Origin of the sequence: Glutamicibacter sp., from assembly GCF_050701915.1 — a bacterium.
Lineage (GTDB): Bacteria > Actinomycetota > Actinomycetes > Actinomycetales > Micrococcaceae > Glutamicibacter.
Window position 1 is genome coordinate 1 of the sequence record NZ_JBOGEG010000004.1, and the last position, 16,173, is coordinate 16,173.

General features: G+C 60.9%; 14 protein-coding genes and 1 tRNA gene. 8 read left to right on the forward strand and 7 right to left on the reverse strand.

Translation table 11 applies throughout. From position 1 onward, the window contains the following. Nucleotides 1-21: 21 nt before the first annotated feature. Nucleotides 22-807, reverse strand: coding sequence for a winged helix-turn-helix domain-containing protein (locus ACRDT3_RS04575; protein ID WP_431491851.1), 786 nt, complete (start codon nucleotides 805-807; stop codon nucleotides 22-24). Nucleotides 808-1,421: 614 nt separating this feature from the next. On the opposite strand from ACRDT3_RS04575, the gene ACRDT3_RS04580 reads away from it, so the two are divergent. Both ACRDT3_RS04580 and ACRDT3_RS04585 read left to right on the forward strand, forming a co-directional pair. Continuing rightward, the gene (locus tag ACRDT3_RS04580; protein WP_431491852.1) at nucleotides 1,422-2,162 is read left to right on the forward strand and encodes a response regulator transcription factor; all 741 of its coding nucleotides are present in this window, start codon (nucleotides 1,422-1,424) and stop codon (nucleotides 2,160-2,162) included. Then, a complete protein-coding gene (locus tag ACRDT3_RS04585) occupies nucleotides 2,159-3,670 on the forward strand; it encodes a sensor histidine kinase (protein ID WP_431491853.1) in 1,512 nt (503 codons plus the stop codon). Before ACRDT3_RS04580 ends, ACRDT3_RS04585 begins: the two co-directional genes overlap by 4 nt. A 35-nt stretch (nucleotides 3,671-3,705) precedes the next feature. On the opposite strand, the gene upp is transcribed toward ACRDT3_RS04585, so the two are convergent. Continuing rightward, the gene (gene upp / locus ACRDT3_RS04590; RefSeq protein WP_431491854.1) at nucleotides 3,706-4,353 is read right to left on the reverse strand and encodes a uracil phosphoribosyltransferase; all 648 of its coding nucleotides are present in this window, start codon (nucleotides 4,351-4,353) and stop codon (nucleotides 3,706-3,708) included. A 170-nt stretch (nucleotides 4,354-4,523) separates the two neighbouring features. Between upp and tadA the strand changes: the two genes are divergently transcribed. After that, complete coding sequence (gene tadA / locus ACRDT3_RS04595; RefSeq protein WP_431491855.1) at nucleotides 4,524-5,000, forward strand: tRNA adenosine(34) deaminase TadA; 477 nt, start codon at nucleotides 4,524-4,526, stop codon at nucleotides 4,998-5,000. 94 nt (nucleotides 5,001-5,094) lie between these two features. Further along, a tRNA-Ser gene (locus ACRDT3_RS04600) sits at nucleotides 5,095-5,185 on the forward strand. A gap of 48 nt (nucleotides 5,186-5,233) precedes the next feature. On the opposite strand, the gene ACRDT3_RS04605 is transcribed toward ACRDT3_RS04600, so the two are convergent. The 5 genes from ACRDT3_RS04605 to ACRDT3_RS04625 form a co-directional block, all read right to left on the reverse strand. Further along, complete coding sequence (locus ACRDT3_RS04605) at nucleotides 5,234-6,436, reverse strand: glycerophosphodiester phosphodiesterase family protein (RefSeq protein WP_431491856.1); 1,203 nt, start codon at nucleotides 6,434-6,436, stop codon at nucleotides 5,234-5,236. Nucleotides 6,437-6,533: 97 nt separating this feature from the next. Further along, complete coding sequence (locus ACRDT3_RS04610; RefSeq protein ID WP_431491857.1) at nucleotides 6,534-7,076, reverse strand: YaeQ family protein; 543 nt, start codon at nucleotides 7,074-7,076, stop codon at nucleotides 6,534-6,536. A gap of 53 nt (nucleotides 7,077-7,129) precedes the next feature. Then, nucleotides 7,130-7,285: a hypothetical protein gene (locus tag ACRDT3_RS04615; RefSeq protein ID WP_431491858.1), complete on the reverse strand. Its 156-nt coding sequence runs from the start codon at nucleotides 7,283-7,285 to the stop codon at nucleotides 7,130-7,132. A 38-nt stretch (nucleotides 7,286-7,323) separates the two neighbouring features. Further along, the gene (locus ACRDT3_RS04620; RefSeq protein ID WP_431491859.1) at nucleotides 7,324-7,842 is read right to left on the reverse strand and encodes an NUDIX domain-containing protein; all 519 of its coding nucleotides are present in this window, start codon (nucleotides 7,840-7,842) and stop codon (nucleotides 7,324-7,326) included. 3 nt (nucleotides 7,843-7,845) lie between these two features. Beyond that, a complete protein-coding gene (locus ACRDT3_RS04625; protein WP_431491860.1) occupies nucleotides 7,846-9,078 on the reverse strand; it encodes an MFS transporter in 1,233 nt (410 codons plus the stop codon). A 213-nt stretch (nucleotides 9,079-9,291) separates the two neighbouring features. On the opposite strand from ACRDT3_RS04625, the gene ACRDT3_RS04630 reads away from it, so the two are divergent. From ACRDT3_RS04630 to narI, 4 genes are read left to right on the forward strand one after another with little or no spacing between them, the layout of a single operon-like run. Then, nucleotides 9,292-13,011, forward strand: coding sequence for a nitrate reductase subunit alpha (locus tag ACRDT3_RS04630; RefSeq protein WP_431491861.1), 3,720 nt, complete (start codon nucleotides 9,292-9,294; stop codon nucleotides 13,009-13,011). Further along, on the forward strand, nucleotides 13,008-14,645 hold the full coding sequence (narH, locus tag ACRDT3_RS04635) for a nitrate reductase subunit beta (RefSeq protein WP_431491862.1): 1,638 nt from the start codon (nucleotides 13,008-13,010) through the stop codon (nucleotides 14,643-14,645). Before ACRDT3_RS04630 ends, narH begins: the two co-directional genes overlap by 4 nt. Continuing rightward, the gene (gene narJ, locus ACRDT3_RS04640; RefSeq protein WP_431491863.1) at nucleotides 14,642-15,340 is read left to right on the forward strand and encodes a nitrate reductase molybdenum cofactor assembly chaperone; all 699 of its coding nucleotides are present in this window, start codon (nucleotides 14,642-14,644) and stop codon (nucleotides 15,338-15,340) included. Before narH ends, narJ begins: the two co-directional genes overlap by 4 nt. Then, nucleotides 15,337-16,116 (forward strand): respiratory nitrate reductase subunit gamma, encoded by a 780-nt coding sequence (narI, locus tag ACRDT3_RS04645; protein WP_431491864.1) that lies wholly within the window; start codon nucleotides 15,337-15,339, stop codon nucleotides 16,114-16,116. The genes narJ and narI overlap by 4 nt, the downstream gene beginning before the upstream one ends. The last annotated feature ends 57 nt before the right edge of the window (nucleotides 16,117-16,173 follow it).

The window sequence follows — 16,173 nt, forward strand, 5'->3', positions numbered from 1 at the left end:
CGCCACTGCTGGCAGCAATTGCTAGATGGAGTATTCCGGAGCTGCCCAGACAACAACTTCCGGGTGCTCGTAGAAGCGGTAGCCCTGGCCGCGTACGGTGCGCACGGTATTGGCCAGGCGTCCCAGCTTGGAACGCAGGCGACGGATATGCACGTCGATGGTGCGCTCGTTAGGGACTTCTTCGGCATTGCGCCACAGGTTTTCCAGCAGCTCTTCGCGGCCTACGGTGCGGGTGCCGTTTTCCACGAGGAAGTTCAGCAGCTCGAATTCCTTGAAGGTCAAGTTCAGGGTTTCGCCATCCAGGTAGACTTCGCGGCGCGAGAGGTCGATCAGCACGCCCGATGGGCGCGGGGTGGATGGGCGAGCTTCAGCGCGTGGCCGGCGGGAAATCGTCGGATCGCCCAAAGCCTGGCGAACAACATCGATTGGCTCGCCCTGCGCGCTGGTTGGAGCCAATGCTACGGCGGCGTGGGTCTGCGCTTGCGGCGACAAGGTAGCCAGGAAGGCGCGTACCTGGGTGGCAAGCTTGCCCAGCGAGGTACCCTGCGCCTGGGCGGCAGTTTCATCCAGGCCCACGTAGAGCACGAAGCCACGTGCGGAGGTGTCGGCGCTTGGCTGGCTGGTTGGCTGCACTGGAGTGCTAGTCGGCTGATGCGATGCATCACGAGTTTCATGCACATTGGAAACTGCGCGCAGTGGGCGGTAGCCCGCTGGTGCATAGCTGCCAGAAGCTGCACGCTGCGCAGCTGCTGCGCGGTTCTGCGCATTGCGAATTGAAACGTGGACGTATCCGGAACCAGCCGACATAATCTTTTCCTCTTTTAGTGCGAAGGCCAAGTGGTTTGGCGCTCATGCTTCGGGTTTTGCTTGCGCTGTTCGCGGCCTTCGTCCACGTTCAGCAGTTGGGTTTCCCGTCAACAACTCCCAAATTCGGATTACAAATCACTCATAATTCGGCTTGGGAGCCATGGACGCCGAGCATTCGTTGAGAACGATCTTGGGCAACTCGAAGTTGGAATCCGAGGTGCTTTTACCGTTCTGCGCCGTACTCACACCTCTAGTTTCCTCGTAACATTGGCAACTTGCAAGTAACAATGAACACCTGCGTCCACATAGTGAGACGAATGTTTCCAAACGTGACGCACGCCACTTTAGACAATTCTGGGCTACCTAAGCGCTTAACTAAACAATATGCTCAACGTATCAATAGAACTTCGTCATTATGTCCGGTCCATTCATTGTCCTGAATATTCATTCACCACTATGGTCCGTCCACGCTTCAATCATTCGTCGTTCTTAGGGGTTGACCAAATTAACCACTATCGGTTCGGGTTTTCCCCGCATAAAATCGACTTATAGTCATAGCTGGCACACAGGAAAAACATATTCTCGGCCCATGGCAATAGGACAAGCTGATAAACATGAATGAATCTCGATTTTCACCTTCGCAATTGCCTCGGCTGACGCACCCTGATGGCACGGCAATCAAAGTTCTCGTGGTCGATGATGAACCTTCATTGGCGGAATTGGTCGCCATGGGAACCCGCATGCTCGGCTGGGAAGCCACGATGGCCCACGACGGGCCAGAAGCAGTAGCCACCGCACGCGCCCTGGCCCCTGACGTACTGGTTCTGGACTGGATGCTGCCAGGGTTCGACGGCCCCGAGGTGCTGCGCAAGGTACGCACCCATTTCCCTGAAATCCCAGTCCTTTTCCTCACCGCCAAGGACGCGGTTGAAGACCGTATCGAGGGTCTGGGGGCCGGGGCAGACGACTACGTCGCCAAGCCTTTCAGCCTCGAAGAGGTCCTGATCCGGCTGCACCGACTCGTGGAACGTTCCGGCGCGGCCACCGCAGATTCCGCTGAATTGGTGGTCGGCGACCTGGTGCTGAACATGGACTCGCACGATGTATCCCGTGCAGGCCGCGAAATTTCGCTGACCGCCACCGAATTCGACCTGCTCAGCTACCTGATGAACAACGCCCGCCGCGTGGTGTCCAAGTCGCAGATCCTGGACAACGTCTGGCACTACGATTTCGACGGCCAGGCAAACATTGTCGAACTGTACATCTCGTACCTGCGCAAGAAGATTGACATTGACGCAGAGCCGATGATCCATACCGTGCGTGGCGTCGGCTACGTGCTGAAGCCGGCTGCATGAGTTTCTTTTCCCCGAATACCAGGGTGAGCTCGCCGCACGCGCTGCAGCGCAAACTGCTGCTCATCCTGCTGACCTCGGTCACCGCAGTATCTGTCTTGCTCGGCCTGCTCTATAACGCGGGCATGCGCCAGACCTTGATGGACCAGCTCAACAGCCAGCTGCGGCTCACCACCGAACGCGCGCTGAATTATTCACAGGGCGCACCAGCGGTGAACTCCCGGCTTGATGCCCCCGGCCAGTCCGCCGGCACGCTGACCGCACGATTCGTCGACAAATACGTCTTCAACGGCGGCGTGCTGGATGAACGCACCGGCGTGCTGAAGCAGCTGAGCCAGGAAGATGCCATCCCGATGGTGGATCTGGAGCTGAGCACGCTGCGTGCCGGCGGGCAGTTCAAGCCGGTACGTGCCCACCTGACAGTGGGCGACTACTACCTCGTCGCAGTCAAGGACTCGGGCTCCAACGGCATCCTGATTGTCGGATTGCCCTTGCACAGCACCGATCTGGCGTTGCGCGGCATGGCCTGGCTGACGCTGTTCATTGCCTTGATCCTGATCGCCGGTGCGGGCCTGGCCGGCTCGTGGCTGATCTCCCGCTCGCTTGCCTCGCTCAAGCGCGTGGCCACCGTGGCTGCTTCGGTTGCCGCCGAGGAACTTGATTCGGGCAAGGTGGACCTGACCCAGCGCGTACCGGCGCAAGATGCAATCCCCGGTACCGAGGTGGGCAATGTCGGCAATGCGTTGAACGCGATGATCAGCAACGTCTCCACCGCACTTACCGCCCGCGAGAAGTCCCAAGCCCAGATGCGCCAGTTTGTCGCCGACGCTTCGCATGAGCTGCGCACTCCGCTCTCGGCGATCCGTGGCTACACCGAGTTGCTCTCCGCCACCGAGCATTTCTCCCCTGACGGGCAGCGCTCGGTGGACCGGGTTCTGCAGCAAAGCAGCCGAATGAGCTCACTGGTGGAAAATCTGTTGCTCCTGGCTCGCCTGGATGAGGAAAATGCGTTCAAGCGCAGCAAAATCGATCTGTGCTCCCTGACAGCGGATATCACTGAAGACTTCAAGCTAACCGCGAGCGACCACCATTGGGAGTTCGACTGCCAGGCGCCGCAGACCTTCGTCCACGGTGATTCGGCTTCGCTGCGCCGGGTGATTACCAACCTCTTGGCCAACGCACGCAAGCACACCACCGCCGGGAACACCGTCACGGTATCGGTGGACCGCGATGAAGACAGCGATGAAGCCCTTGTCCGGGTGCACGACACCGGTGAAGGCATTGCGCCAGAATTCCTGCCCCGGGTCTTTGAACGTTTCACCCGCGCCGACAAGGCGCGTTCGGGCTCCGATGGCACTACCGGGTTGGGCCTGCCGATCGCCAAGAGCATCGTCGAGGCCCACGGTGGCACCATCTCCGTGACCTCCCAGCCAGGAGATACCGTCTTCGAGGTCCGACTGCCGCTGAGCGTGCCCGAAACTGATGAAGAAACACCGAAGGCTGCGGTGTAGTCACCGCAGCCTTCGGGCACATCGCTTAGCTAGTGCTAGGCAATAGGTGGGGTCACGCCATAAAGGCGGTCACCGGCATCGCCCAGGCCTGGGATGATGTAGGACTTCTCGTCCAGCTTCTCGTCCATCGCCGCCAGCACGATGTGCACGCGATTATCGCCACCGTGGATTTCCTTCAGTCGCTCGATGCCCTCAGGAGCAGCGATCAGGCAGATGCAGGTGACGGATTCTGCGCCGCGCTCGAAGATGAACTTGATGGCCTCGGCCAGGGTGCCGCCGGTGGCCAGCATCGGATCCAGCACGAAGACCTGGCGGCCGGCCAAGTCATTTGGCACGCGGTCAGCGTAGGTGATGATGTCCAGGGTTTCCTCGTTGCGGGCCATGCCCAGGAAGCCAACCTCAGCGGTCGGAACCAGGCGGGTCATGCCTTCGAGCATGCCCAGGCCTGCGCGCAGGATGGGGACAACCAGCGGGGTTGGCTTGGCAATGGAGGTACCGGTGGTGGCGGCGACCGGGGTCTGCACCTCAACGTTTTCGGTTTTCACCTCGCGGGTGGCCTCATATGCCAGCAGGGTGACCAGTTCGTCGGTCAGCTGGCGGAAAATCGAGGATGGGGTGTTCTTATCACGAAGAACCGAAACCTTGTGTGCCACCAGTGGGTGGTCGACTACCTGTACGCGCATAAGTAGAAATCTATCAGCACCGCCTCAGGCAAATCGAGAGATATCCCCGATTTCCCGCCGTTAAAGCACTTTGGTGTGCCCAAGGAAACAGCAAACTTCAGTGCAGTGCGCAGTGCACCACACTCCGGACGCCCGGCAACCGTCCCAATACACGTAAAGTGAAAGGCACTATGGTGCACGAATTTGATGCTTGGATGGACCTCGCCTTGGCTGAAGCGCGCAAAGCGCTGGCCACCGATGACGTTCCCATCGGCGCCGTCATCCTCTCCCCCGAAGGAGAAGTCCTGGCCACCGGACGCAACGAGCGCGAGGCAATCAAGGACCCCACGGCGCATGCCGAGGTGGTCGCCATCCGCAATGCGGTCAAGGCCTTGGCAGCCAAGGGACAAGATGATGGCTGGCGCCTATCCGACTGCACGCTGGTGGTGACCCTTGAGCCCTGTGCCATGTGCGCCGGGGCAATAGTCCTTTCACGCATTCCCAAATTGGTCTTCGGAGCCTGGGACGAGAAGGCCGGCGCGTGCGGCTCGGTCTTCGATATCGTCCGTGAACCGCGCTTGAACCATTGGGTCGAGGTGTACTCGCGGGTCAAGGAAGAAGAATGCGGTGACCTGCTGCGTGAATTCTTCCGGAGCAAGCGCGGCTAGAAGCCGACGTTGATGTGTTTCGGAACACTTCGGGCCAAAAACAGCGCTCTCGTTTTTGTTTTCACCTGATGTTCGTTATAGAGTTATCAGGTCTGGTGACGTGTCCGAGCGGCCGAAGGTGCAACACTCGAAATGTTGTGTACGGTAACCCCGTACCGTGGGTTCAAATCCCACCGTCACCGCCAGAAAAACCCCGGTAATCAATGATTACCGGGGTTTTGCTTTGCCTAGAACTAGTTCGCGAAGGTATCGGTGAGCTTGCCCTTGGCATCCCACAACGCCAGCGAGTCGCCACCGTTGTTCAAGATTCCTGGTCCGTCCACGTAGTAGGCTTCATCGCTGTTGGTACCCGGACCCGAGTACACGCGCAGCTTCTCCCCTGGCTCCAGCTCATATCCTTCGCCAATTTCCAGGATGTTGTTAGCGGCATCGCGAATGATGTAGCCGCTGACATCGATGGTGCGCTTTCCGGTGTTCTCCAGGATCACGTGCTCGCCATTTTCTGGGGCGATGTCATCTCCCGGCACATCATTGATCGCGTTGGCAATCACCACGCCATTGTTGGCAGGGAAATCTTTCTGGCCAGCGACGTGGCGGTTCACCTGCGCTGGGAAGTCGCCGGTGATTCGCTCGACACCCAGGGCCAGTGCAGCATCGGCTGCTTCGACGGCGTTGACAGTGTAGACGCCCAGGCCCAAGCCTGCGTCCTTCACGCGCTGTGCACCGGCGGCATCAAGGGTGCGGTAGCTAGTGCCGAAAGAATCCGCGTAGGTCGCGTAGATTGCCAGTTCGGCGGCAGAAGGCACGGTTCCGGTCAGCTGCTGCAGTGGTACTTCCGGCGCCAGCTGGGCAAAGATCTGGTTGGATGCTGCGTCGAAGCTGAGGACCTCGATCTTGTTCGCCTCTGCGAGTGCCTTCCATTCAGGATCCTCAGCCAGCGCGTCGGCTACCAGCTTCTCTACGCCAGGGGACTTGGCTGGATCCTTGATTTCGATGAAGACACCCGTTCCACCGGTCAGTGCACCTGGAACCTCATCGAAATGGGGAATCTTGGTTCCCTCGAACTCGTCTGAGAAGTAGGAACCCGCATCGAGCTGCTGCAGTTCTTCCCAGGTAAATGACGTGATGGGGTCATTGACGCGGTCAGGGAAAACCTCTGCCACGTTCGTGGTGCGGGAGGGCGTTCCGTCATGGAAGATGAACGGTACCCCGTCCTTGGACAGCTGCACATCGATCTCGATGAATTCGGCGCCGGACTGGCTGCCTGCCTTGATGGCCGCCAAGGTGTTCTCCGGTGCCACACCTGCGGCTCCGCGGTGGCCGATAATCAGTGGATCAGATCCAGTCGGTTCAATCTGAGCAGCTCCGGCAGGAGCGGCCAGGGTGACGGCCAAAGCCAGGGTTGCCGTGCCAAGGGTGATATTGCGCAGTTTCATGGAGCACTTCCGTTGGTGTCATGGGTGTACACCGGCCATGTTTCCGCGCGCTGATGACAGCGACCCCACACTGAGCTGAATCAGAGATTAAGCTTTTCTACTCAATCTCATGCGTGCTGAATTGGGTTTCCAGATTCGTCCCGTTCAATTCAAGGTAGATTTGCCCCTCAGTCACCGAGACGGACATGGTATTGCGGCGGGTCAATGCTTGGGCCGCTGCATCAATGAATTTGGGGTCGAAGGAGCGCACCATGATCTCCTGCGACTGGTGGATCGTCTTGCCACGCCAAGAAGCCAGAAGCTTGGCAGGATCGCGGTGCGTGTAGACGGCGGTGCGGTCTGCCCGCTTGCTGCCCAAATGCAGGCGCTGGGCATCAGGAGCGCCCACTTCAATCCACGCGGTAATGAGTCCGGTCAGGTCCTTTACCAAAATGGCTGGCTCTTCCCCTGTAGAAACGCCTCCGGCCGAGAAAGCAATGCCTTCTTCATGTTCGAGGCAGTAGGCCAGTACACGGGTGACCATGTAGGCATCGGTTTCGGAAGGATGCTGTGCAACCCGCAGCGAAAGATCCTCGTAAACCCCGCGATCCACATCAGCAAGTTGAATTTCAAAGGTGTGCATAGTCGCGCCGATAGCCATAGTTCACGAGTTTACCGCGAACGCCAGGGCTTCATCGACGCGCGGCTTGTTGGCTAGGCTTTCGCCTCGCGGCTTCGAGCCACGAAGAAACCTGCCAGAGATGACAAGCTGGCCACGGCCGCAAAGATGCCAACCATCGGATTCCCGCTAAAGGAAAGTACCGAACACGCAGCAAAAAGAATGGCAGAAACAACGAATAGAGTCTTCATAACTAAATCCTATTTGATACAGCTCGCAGATAAAAGATTTATTTAGCGGGTGGCAACTTTCCACTCAACCCCTTGAGCCAATGGAAAAAGAGCTCAACGGTATCCGGCATATAGCTACCCCGATTGCGCTCGATATCTGCCAGCAACTCACTTTGCTCCATCCATCGTCCGCTAGCGACTTCGTCAGCTTGCAGGCTGAGCTCTCCGCAGGCAATCGTCCAATACCGAAAGGCCCGGTATCGGGTATGCGCATCTGCATAGTTCGATTGATCCAAGGGCACGAGATCGCTATCGATGCCCAATTCTTCCTGGGCTTCGCGTCTTGCCGATGCATCGGGATCTTCGCCTGCTTGAATCACACCGCCAGCGGCGAAGTCGAGAAGTCCGGGGTACACGTCTTTGGTCATCGTGCGCTGATGCACAAAGACCTCGCCTTCCGGGTTGAACACCAAAATTCCGGTAGCGCCGTGACGCAAATTTTCCGCTCTGACGCGCGAGCGCGGCGCCTGCCCGATCTCCCGGCCGCGCTCATCAAACAACGCCGCTTGTTCTTCCACGATCTATATTCCATCACGAGCCCTGGTGCCGCGCAGCATGCCGGCAATCACCAAAGCGAAAGTTCCCACGAGCACAAGCAGCCAGAGGCCCAAAGCGTAGGAGTTGGATTCAGCCTGGTAGGTAGCACCCATGGCCAGCGGCGGGAAGTATCCTCCCAAGCCACCAGCAGCCGCCACGACGCCGGAAACCGCTCCAACCTTTTCCGGGGGTGTCGACGGGCCTATCCAGGCGAAGACCGCACCCATTCCTAGGCCCATGGCCGAAGCCATCAGGATGAAGGTCACACCGGTCAAGATGCCTTCAGCAGGTTGCTGGCCAACGATATAGGCGAGCGAAACGATGCCGGCTAGCGAGATCAAGGCGATTATCTTCGCGCCGAACTTATCGGCCAAGACGCCCCCGATAGGACGGGCAATTACCGCTGCCACTGCGAACAACGCGGTACGCGTACCCGCGCCAATCGGGTCCACATTTTCCGGATAGATGGTCATCAGGTATTTGGGCAAGAAGGTCGAAAAAGCGACAAAACCGCCAAAGACTATGCCGTAGAGGAAGGACATTTCCCAAGTTATAGCCAGCTTCAAAGCGCCGAAGACCTTCGGGAACAACGGTTGACTACTCGGCTTCCATGCCGGGGACTCGCGCATGAAGAGCCACACCAAGATCGCGACGACGAGCAGAAGCCCCGCCAGGAATAGGTGTGTTCCCCAGTAGCCGGTGTCTTGCAGCAGACGCGGAGTCTGGAAGGCCGAAATGGCGGTACCAATCATGCCCATGCCAAAGATGCCGTTAGCGAAGCCACGCTTATTGGCCGGATACCATGCACTGGCGAACGGAACGCCAACGGCAAAGATTGAACCGCCAACGCCAAGGTAGGTTCCGGCGATAATCAGCAGCACAAAACTGCCCAGGCTGCCGGCGAGCGCCACCAGCAGCACCGCCGGAATCGTTGCCAGCAGCACTGCGGTGAACATTTTCCGGGCACCAAAGCGGTCGGTCAGCGCGCCGGTGAAAATGCGTCCAATAGCGCCTACGAGCACCGGTGTTGCAAGCATCAGCGACACCTGCCCCTCGCTCAGGTCCATCCCCTCGGCATAGAAACGCTGGATCGGTGAAATGAGCATCCATGCCCAGAAGCCCACCGCGCTAGCAAAGGTGGCCAACATCAGTTGGAGGAATCCTCCCCGTAAATCGGGCTCATTCACCGCGATGCTTGCGGCAGATCCTGCGCTCATTGGGCCCCCTGATGGCACGGTTCGCTTGACGGTGGCAAGCCTTTTAAGCCAGTAGTCTATTCCTCTCCACCAAGGAATTGGAAGTGTTATTCAGATTTATTATTTGTCGAATGACAGGGGCAAACATTAAGGAATATTTTGAATAACACTCTTGAAACTCGCGCCCCAAAGGACGAAGCTTGGAATACTAGCCACAGTTAGAGAGAGCCAGCAATGAGCGATAGGCCAAACCACACACAGCCTGCCACTGATGGACCGCTTGCTGATTCACTGCTTTCGATGGGAAAATTCCTGCGCCGCGGTGACACCAGTGACGACTTGCGCGCCATGTTCCTATCCGGCGGGCGCAAGGGCGATGTCTTCTACCGCGACCGATGGTCGCACGACAAGGTGGTGCGCTCGACCCACGGGGTGAACTGCACCGGTTCCTGCTCATGGAAGGTCTACGTCAAGGACGGGATCATCACCTGGGAGACACAGCAGACCGACTATCCCTCGGTCGGCCCGGACTCCCCCGAATACGAGCCGCGCGGTTGCCCGCGCGGCGCTGCGTTCAGCTGGTACACCTACTCCCCCACCCGCGTGCGCTTCCCCTACATCCGGGATGTACTCGCCGAGCTGTACCGCAGCGCGAAGAAAGAGCACCCGGATCCGGTAGACGCCTGGGCATCGATTGTCGAGGATCCCGCCAAAGCCAAGCGCTACAAGAAGGCCCGTGGCAAGGGCGGGCTGATCCGCACCACCTGGGATGAAGCATTGGAAATCGCCAGTGCCGCCCAGGTCTACTCGGTAAAGAAGTACGGACCGGACCGCATTGCAGGCTTCTCCCCCATCCCAGCCATGTCCATGGTCTCGCACGGCGCAGGTTCGAGGTACATGAACCTGGTCGGCGGCACCATGCTCTCCTTCTATGACTGGTATGCCGACCTTCCTGTGGCCAGCCCGCAGGTCTTCGGCGACCAGACCGACGTGCCGGAATCCGCTGACTGGTGGAATTCGCAATACCTGATCATGTGGGGCTCAAATGTTCCGGTTACCCGCACCCCGGATGCGCACTTCATGGCCGAAGCGCGCTACAAGGGCACCAAGGTGGTCACGGTATCCCCGGACTACACGGACAACACCAAGTTCGCCGACGAATGGGTAGCCTTGCAACCCGGCACTGATGCCGCCCTGGGCTTGTCCATGGGGCATGTGATCCTCAAGGAGCACTATGTAGATAAGCGCACCAAGGCCTTCGAGGACTACATGCGCGCCTACACCGATTCCCCATTCCTGGTCGAGATCGATGCGGCCACCGGCATCCCGATTCCGGGCAAATTCCTCACCGCGGCAGACCTCGGGTTATCCGAGGAGGAGAACGCCGACTTCAAGCCGGCCCTGCTGGATCTCGATGGCACCGCCCGCGTCCCGCGCGGCACTCTGGGCCACCGCTACTCCGAGAAGGACAAAGGCAAGTGGAATCTGGACCTGGGCGATATCACCCCCGCCCTGTCGGTGATGGACCTGGAAAGCTGGGATGGCGCAGCGGCAGAGATCAGCCTGCCGCGCTTCGACCTGGCCGCGGAACCGGGCCAGGAGCATGCCGGAGGCTCGGGCGTAGTGCAACGTGGCGTCCCGGTAGTGCAGCGTGCCGGCAAGACGCTGACCACGGTCTTCGACTTGATGCTCGCCCAGTACGGTGTGGGCCGCGAGTCCCTTCCCGGACTGTGGCCAGAGGACTTCCTGGACGTCTCCACCCCGGGCACCCCCGCCTGGCAGGAGGAGCACACCGGGGTGCCGCCAGAGCAGGCAATCCGCATTGCCCGCGAATTCGCCGATACCGCAGAGAAATCCGGCGGGCGTTCGATGATCCTGATGGGTGCCGGCACCAACCACTGGTTCCACTCGGACACCATCTACCGCACCTTCCTGGCGCTGACCATGATGACTGGCTGCCAGGGCGTGAACGGCGGTGGATGGGCCCATTACGTCGGCCAGGAAAAGGTCCGCCCGCTCACCGGCTACCAGCAATATGCCTCAGCCGGAGATTGGAACCGCCCACCGCGCCACACCATCGGTACCGCCTTCTGGTATCTTGCCACCGACCAGTGGCGCTACGACGGGCTGCCGGCCAACCAACTGGCTTCCCCGCTGGCTCGCGGCCAATTCGATGGGCGAACCACCGCGGACTGCTTAGTCGATTCGATCAAGCGCGGCTGGATGCCGGACTATCCGACCTTCAACCGCAACCCGCTGGACCTGGTGGACGAGGCCGAGGCGGTTGGCAAGGACCCGGCGCAGCATGTGGTCGATTCGCTGAATGACAAGTCGCTGTCCTATGCCTGCGAGGACCCGGATTCCCCGCAGAATTTCCCCCGTGTGGCGCTGATCTGGCGGGCGAACATCCTCGGCTCCTCCGGCAAGGGCAATGAGTACTTCCTCAAGCACTTGCTGGGCACCGACGCGTCGGTGCGCGCCCCGGAAACGGCCGACGGGCACCGCCCGGTGGACATGGCCTGGCACGATGAGGCCCCGGAAGGAAAACTGGATTTGCTGGCCACCGCGGATTTCCGGATGACCAGCACCACCTTGTTCTCGGACCTGGTCTTCCCGGCGGCCACCTGGTACGAGAAGTACGACCTGTCCTCCACGGACATGCATCCGTTCATCCACTCCTTCAACCCGGCCATTGCCCCGCCGTGGCAGACCAAGACCGACTTCGAGCTCTTCGGCCAGATGGCCAAGCGCTTCGGCCAGTACGCCGCCAAGCACCTGGGCAAGCGCAAGGATTTGGTGGCTTCCCCGCTGCAGCATGACACTCCCGATGCCATGGCCACCGTCAAGGGCCGGGTCGCCGACGGCGCCCCGTTGGTGCCGGGGGTCACCATGCCCAAGCTGAAGGTCGTGGAACGCGACTACCCGAACCTCTACGAGCAATGGAGCACCTTAGGTCCCCTGACGCAGAAGCTGGGAATGGTCACCAAGGGCGTCAATTACCAAGTGGGTCCGGAGATCGAGGTGCTCAAGCATGCCAACGGCGTCTCTGCCAAGGGCGCGGTGCTACTGGATACCGACAAGAAGGCCTGCGAGCTGATCCTCGCCTTCTCCGGCACCTCCAACGGGCGCCTGGCCACCGCGGGGTTCCGGCAGCTCGAGGAGCATACCGGGCAGAAGCTGGCTTTCCTCTCCGAGGAGCATGAGGGTTCGCGGATTTCGTTCCAGGATGTGCAGGTCCAGCCGCGCAGCGTGATCACCTCCCCGGAGTGGTCCGGCTCCGAGCACGGCGGCCGGCGCTACACCGCGTTCGCCATCAACGTGGAGCATCTGAAGCCATTCCACACGCTGACCGGGCGCATGCACTTCTACCTGGACCACGACTGGATGTCGGAGCTGGGCGAGAATCTGCCGATCTACCGTCCGCCGCTGGACATGCACCGGTTGTTCAACGACGCGAAGCTGGGCACCACCAGCATGCACGAGTCGGGCAATGCCGAAGTAGCGGTGCGCTACCTGACCCCGCACTCCAAATGGTCCATCCACTCCGAGTACCAGGACAACCTGTTCATGCTCTCCCTGTCCCGTGGCGGGCCGACCATCTGGATGTCGCCGCAGGACGCGGCGAAGATCGGGGTGCGCGATAACGAGTGGATCGAGTCCTACAACCGCAACGGCGTGGTGGTGGCCCGTGCCATCGTCTCGCACCGCATGCCAGAGGGCACCGTGTTCATGTACCACGCCAAGGACCGCACCGTGGACGTGCCGCTGGCAGAGACCAGCGGCAAGCGCGGCGGCATCCACAACTCGCTGACGCGCATCCTGATGAAGCCCAGCCATTTGATTGGCGGCTACGGCCAGCTTGCCTGGGCATTCAATTACCTCGGCCCCACCGGAAACCAGCGCGACGAGGTCACCACGATCCGCCGCCGCAACCAGGAGGTGCAGTACCGATGAAGGTCATGGCCCAGATGTCCATGGTGATGAACCTGGATAAGTGCATTGGCTGCCACACGTGCTCGGTCACGTGCAAGCAGGCATGGACCAACCGCACCGGCGTGGAATACGTGTGGTTCAATAATGTCGAGACCCGCCCCGGCGTCGGCTACCCGCGCACCTACGAGGACCAGGAGAAATGGCGCGGGGGCTGGACGCTGAACAAGCGCGGCCGGCTGACCCTGCGCGATGGCGGACGCTTCAAGAAGCTCAGCCGCATCTTCTCCAACCCGAAGCTGCCCGAGATCCACGACTACTACGAACCGTGGACCTACGACTACGACATGCTGCTGAACTCGCCTTCCGGCGAGCACACCCCGGTGGCCACACCGAAGTCGCTGCTCACCGGCAAGGACATGAAGATCGGATGGTCGGCGAACTGGGACGACAACCTCGGCGGCTCGCTGGAGACCATGGACCAGGATCCGCTGCTGGCCAAGATGAGCGAAGAGGTGAAGGCCGAGTACGAGAAGGCGTTCATGTTCTATCTGCCGCGCATCTGCGAGCATTGCCTGAACCCCTCTTGCGTGGCCTCCTGCCCATCCGGGGCGATGTACAAGCGCGCCGAGGACGGCATCGTGCTGGTGGACCAGGACGCCTGCCGCGGCTGGCGCATGTGCGTCTCGGGCTGCCCATACAAGAAGGTGTACTTCAACCACCGCACGGGCAAGGCCGAGAAGTGCACCTTCTGCTACCCGCGCATCGAGGTGGGCCAGCCAACCGTCTGCGCCGAAACCTGCGTGGGCCGGCTGCGCTACCTGGGCCTGGTGCTCTACGACGCCGATGCGGTGGCTTCCGCGGCCAGCGTCGAGGACGAGCACGAGCTGCTCGATGCCCAGCGCGGTGTGCTGCTCGATCCGCACGATCCTGCGGTGATCGATGCCGCTCGGGCCGAAGGCATCCCGGAAGACTGGATCGAAGCCGCCCAGGCCAGTCCCATCTGGAAGCTGATCCGCGATTACCAGATCGCCTTGCCGCTGCACCCGGAGTACCGCACCATGCCCATGGTCTGGTACATCCCGCCGCTATCCCCGGTGGTGGATGTGGTCTCCAATTCCGGCAACGACGGCGAGGATGCGGATACCCTCTTTGCCGCCATCAACAAGCTGCGCATCCCCATCGGCTACCTGGCCGAGCTGTTCTCCGCGGGCGACACCGCACCGGTGGACCTCTCGCTGCGCAAGCTCGCGGCGATGCGCTCCTACATGCGCGGGGTGTCGCTGGCCGATACCCGCGACGAGTCGATCGCCAACGCGGTAGGAATGAGCGGCGGGCAAATGGAAGAGATGTACCGCTTGCTGGCCATCGCCAAGTACGAGGAACGCTACGTCATTCCGCCAGCCCATGCCGAGCAGGCCCACGACCTGGAGGAAATGGGCTGCTCGCTGGACTTCGAGGGAGGCCCCGGCATGGGTGGCGCCGGGCCCTTCGGTTCCTCCTCGGGCGAGTCGGTTCCGGTCGCGGTGGAGAACTTCCAATCGCTGAAGAACCGCCAGACCGCGGACCGTCCTTCATCTGCGGGACGGGTCAACCTGCTGAACTGGGACGGCAATGGCACCCCGGATGGCCTGTTCCCGCCGGAGGATGGAAAGTGATTCCCCAGCTGTTCAACCGCGCGACCCCGCGCCGCCGCCTGCCTGGCACCCTCGAACCGGTGTCCATGAAGCGCGATGCGCGCGCCCGGGTCCACATGCTCGTTTCCTTGCTGCTCGATTACCCGGACCAGGCATGGTTCGACCGGCTCGATACGCTCGAATCGCATCTGCCGGAAGTTCCCGTGCAGATCGCGCAGCCGCTCGGCTCGTTCATCGTCCAGGCGCGCGGCTTGGGCCCCACCGAGGTGCAGCGCTTGTACGTACAGACCTTCGATCTGAAGCGCAAGTGCAGCCTCTATCTGAGCTATTTCGCTACCGGGGACACCCGCAAGCGAGGTACCGCCCTGGTGACCTTCCTGGAGGCCTACCGGGCCACCGGCTGGGAATTCAATGCCGATGAACTGCCGGACTACCTTCCGGCGGTGCTGGAATTCTCCGCGCGCTGCGATGACCCGATCGCCGAGGCGTTGCTGTCCTCGCATATCGAGGGCATCGAGGTGCTGCGCGCGGCGCTGGAATCCATGGGCAGCCCCTGGGCCCCGCTGATCCGCAGCATCACGCTCTCGCTGCCCCCGGTCGACCTGGAAACCCGGGAGCGCGTGTTGGCTCTGGTCAGCGAGGGACCGCCGACCGAAACGGTCGGATTGTCCTTCCTGGGCAATCTTCCGCCATTCAGCCCGAGGGGGAACGCATGAGTACGTCAACGATTCTGCTGTGGGTAGTGCTTCCCTATGCCTGCGCGGTGATCTTCATCGTCGGGCATATCTGGCGCTACCGCTACGACAAGTTCGGCTGGACCACCCGTTCAAGCCAAACTTACGAGAACCGCCTGCTGCGCTGGGGTTCGCCGATGTTCCACTTCGGCATCCTGATGGTGATCGCCGGGCATGTGGTGGGCCTGCTGATACCGCGCGAATGGCTGTATGCCATCGGCATCACCGAGCACATCTACCACCTCGTGGCGACCTGGATGGGGACGGCCGCCGCGATCCTGACGCTGGCCGGGCTGGCAATCCTGATCTACCGCCGGCGCACGGTCGGCCCGGTTTTCCTGGCCACCACGGCCATGGACAAGGTCATGTACGTATTCCTGGGCGCAACGTTGCTCTTCGGCACCTTGGCCACGTTGGTGTACCAGGTCTTCGGCCCGGGTTTCTCCTACCGCGAGTCCATTTCCCCCTGGGTGCGCAACATGATCATCTTCCAGCCGAAGCCGGAAATGATGCTGGAAGTTCCGGTCTTCTTCCAGCTGCATGTGGCTACCGCCTGTGTGCTGTTTGCGCTGTGGCCCTTTACCCGGCTGGTCCATGTGTTCTCGGCGCCGATCCCGTACTTCTTCCGCCCTTACATCGTCTACCGTTCCCGCGATGAGTCGCGCGGGGCTGGTTCGCGCCCAGTGCGCCGAGGCTGGGACCCGGTGGCCGCGCCGCCGCAACCGCGCGGCAAGCGCGGTGGCAAGATCAAAAGCTAATCCGCTGCTGGGGATCCGGCCCGGAGAGTTGCTGGATAGCTTTTCGCCGGTAACAGT

Bases quoted from the DNA above. Each gene is read 5' to 3' on its own strand.
- ACRDT3_RS04580 (WP_431491852.1), top strand. From the start codon at position 1,422: ATGAATGAATCTCGATTTTCACCTTCGCAATTGCCTCGGCTGACGCAC.
- ACRDT3_RS04610 (WP_431491857.1), bottom strand. From the start codon at position 7,076: ATGGCTATCGGCGCGACTATGCACACCTTTGAAATTCAACTTGCTGAT.
- ACRDT3_RS04605 (WP_431491856.1), bottom strand. From the start codon at position 6,436: ATGAAACTGCGCAATATCACCCTTGGCACGGCAACCCTGGCTTTGGCC.
- ACRDT3_RS04585 (WP_431491853.1), top strand. From the start codon at position 2,159: ATGAGTTTCTTTTCCCCGAATACCAGGGTGAGCTCGCCGCACGCGCTG.
- narI (WP_431491864.1), top strand. From the start codon at position 15,337: ATGAGTACGTCAACGATTCTGCTGTGGGTAGTGCTTCCCTATGCCTGC.
- ACRDT3_RS04575 (WP_431491851.1), bottom strand. From the start codon at position 807: ATGTCGGCTGGTTCCGGATACGTCCACGTTTCAATTCGCAATGCGCAG.
- narH (WP_431491862.1), top strand. From the start codon at position 13,008: ATGAAGGTCATGGCCCAGATGTCCATGGTGATGAACCTGGATAAGTGC.
- ACRDT3_RS04625 (WP_431491860.1), bottom strand. From the start codon at position 9,078: ATGAGCGCAGGATCTGCCGCAAGCATCGCGGTGAATGAGCCCGATTTA.
- upp (WP_431491854.1), bottom strand. From the start codon at position 4,353: ATGCGCGTACAGGTAGTCGACCACCCACTGGTGGCACACAAGGTTTCG.
- ACRDT3_RS04630 (WP_431491861.1), top strand. From the start codon at position 9,292: ATGAGCGATAGGCCAAACCACACACAGCCTGCCACTGATGGACCGCTT.
- ACRDT3_RS04615 (WP_431491858.1), bottom strand. From the start codon at position 7,285: ATGAAGACTCTATTCGTTGTTTCTGCCATTCTTTTTGCTGCGTGTTCG.
- tadA (WP_431491855.1), top strand. From the start codon at position 4,524: ATGGTGCACGAATTTGATGCTTGGATGGACCTCGCCTTGGCTGAAGCG.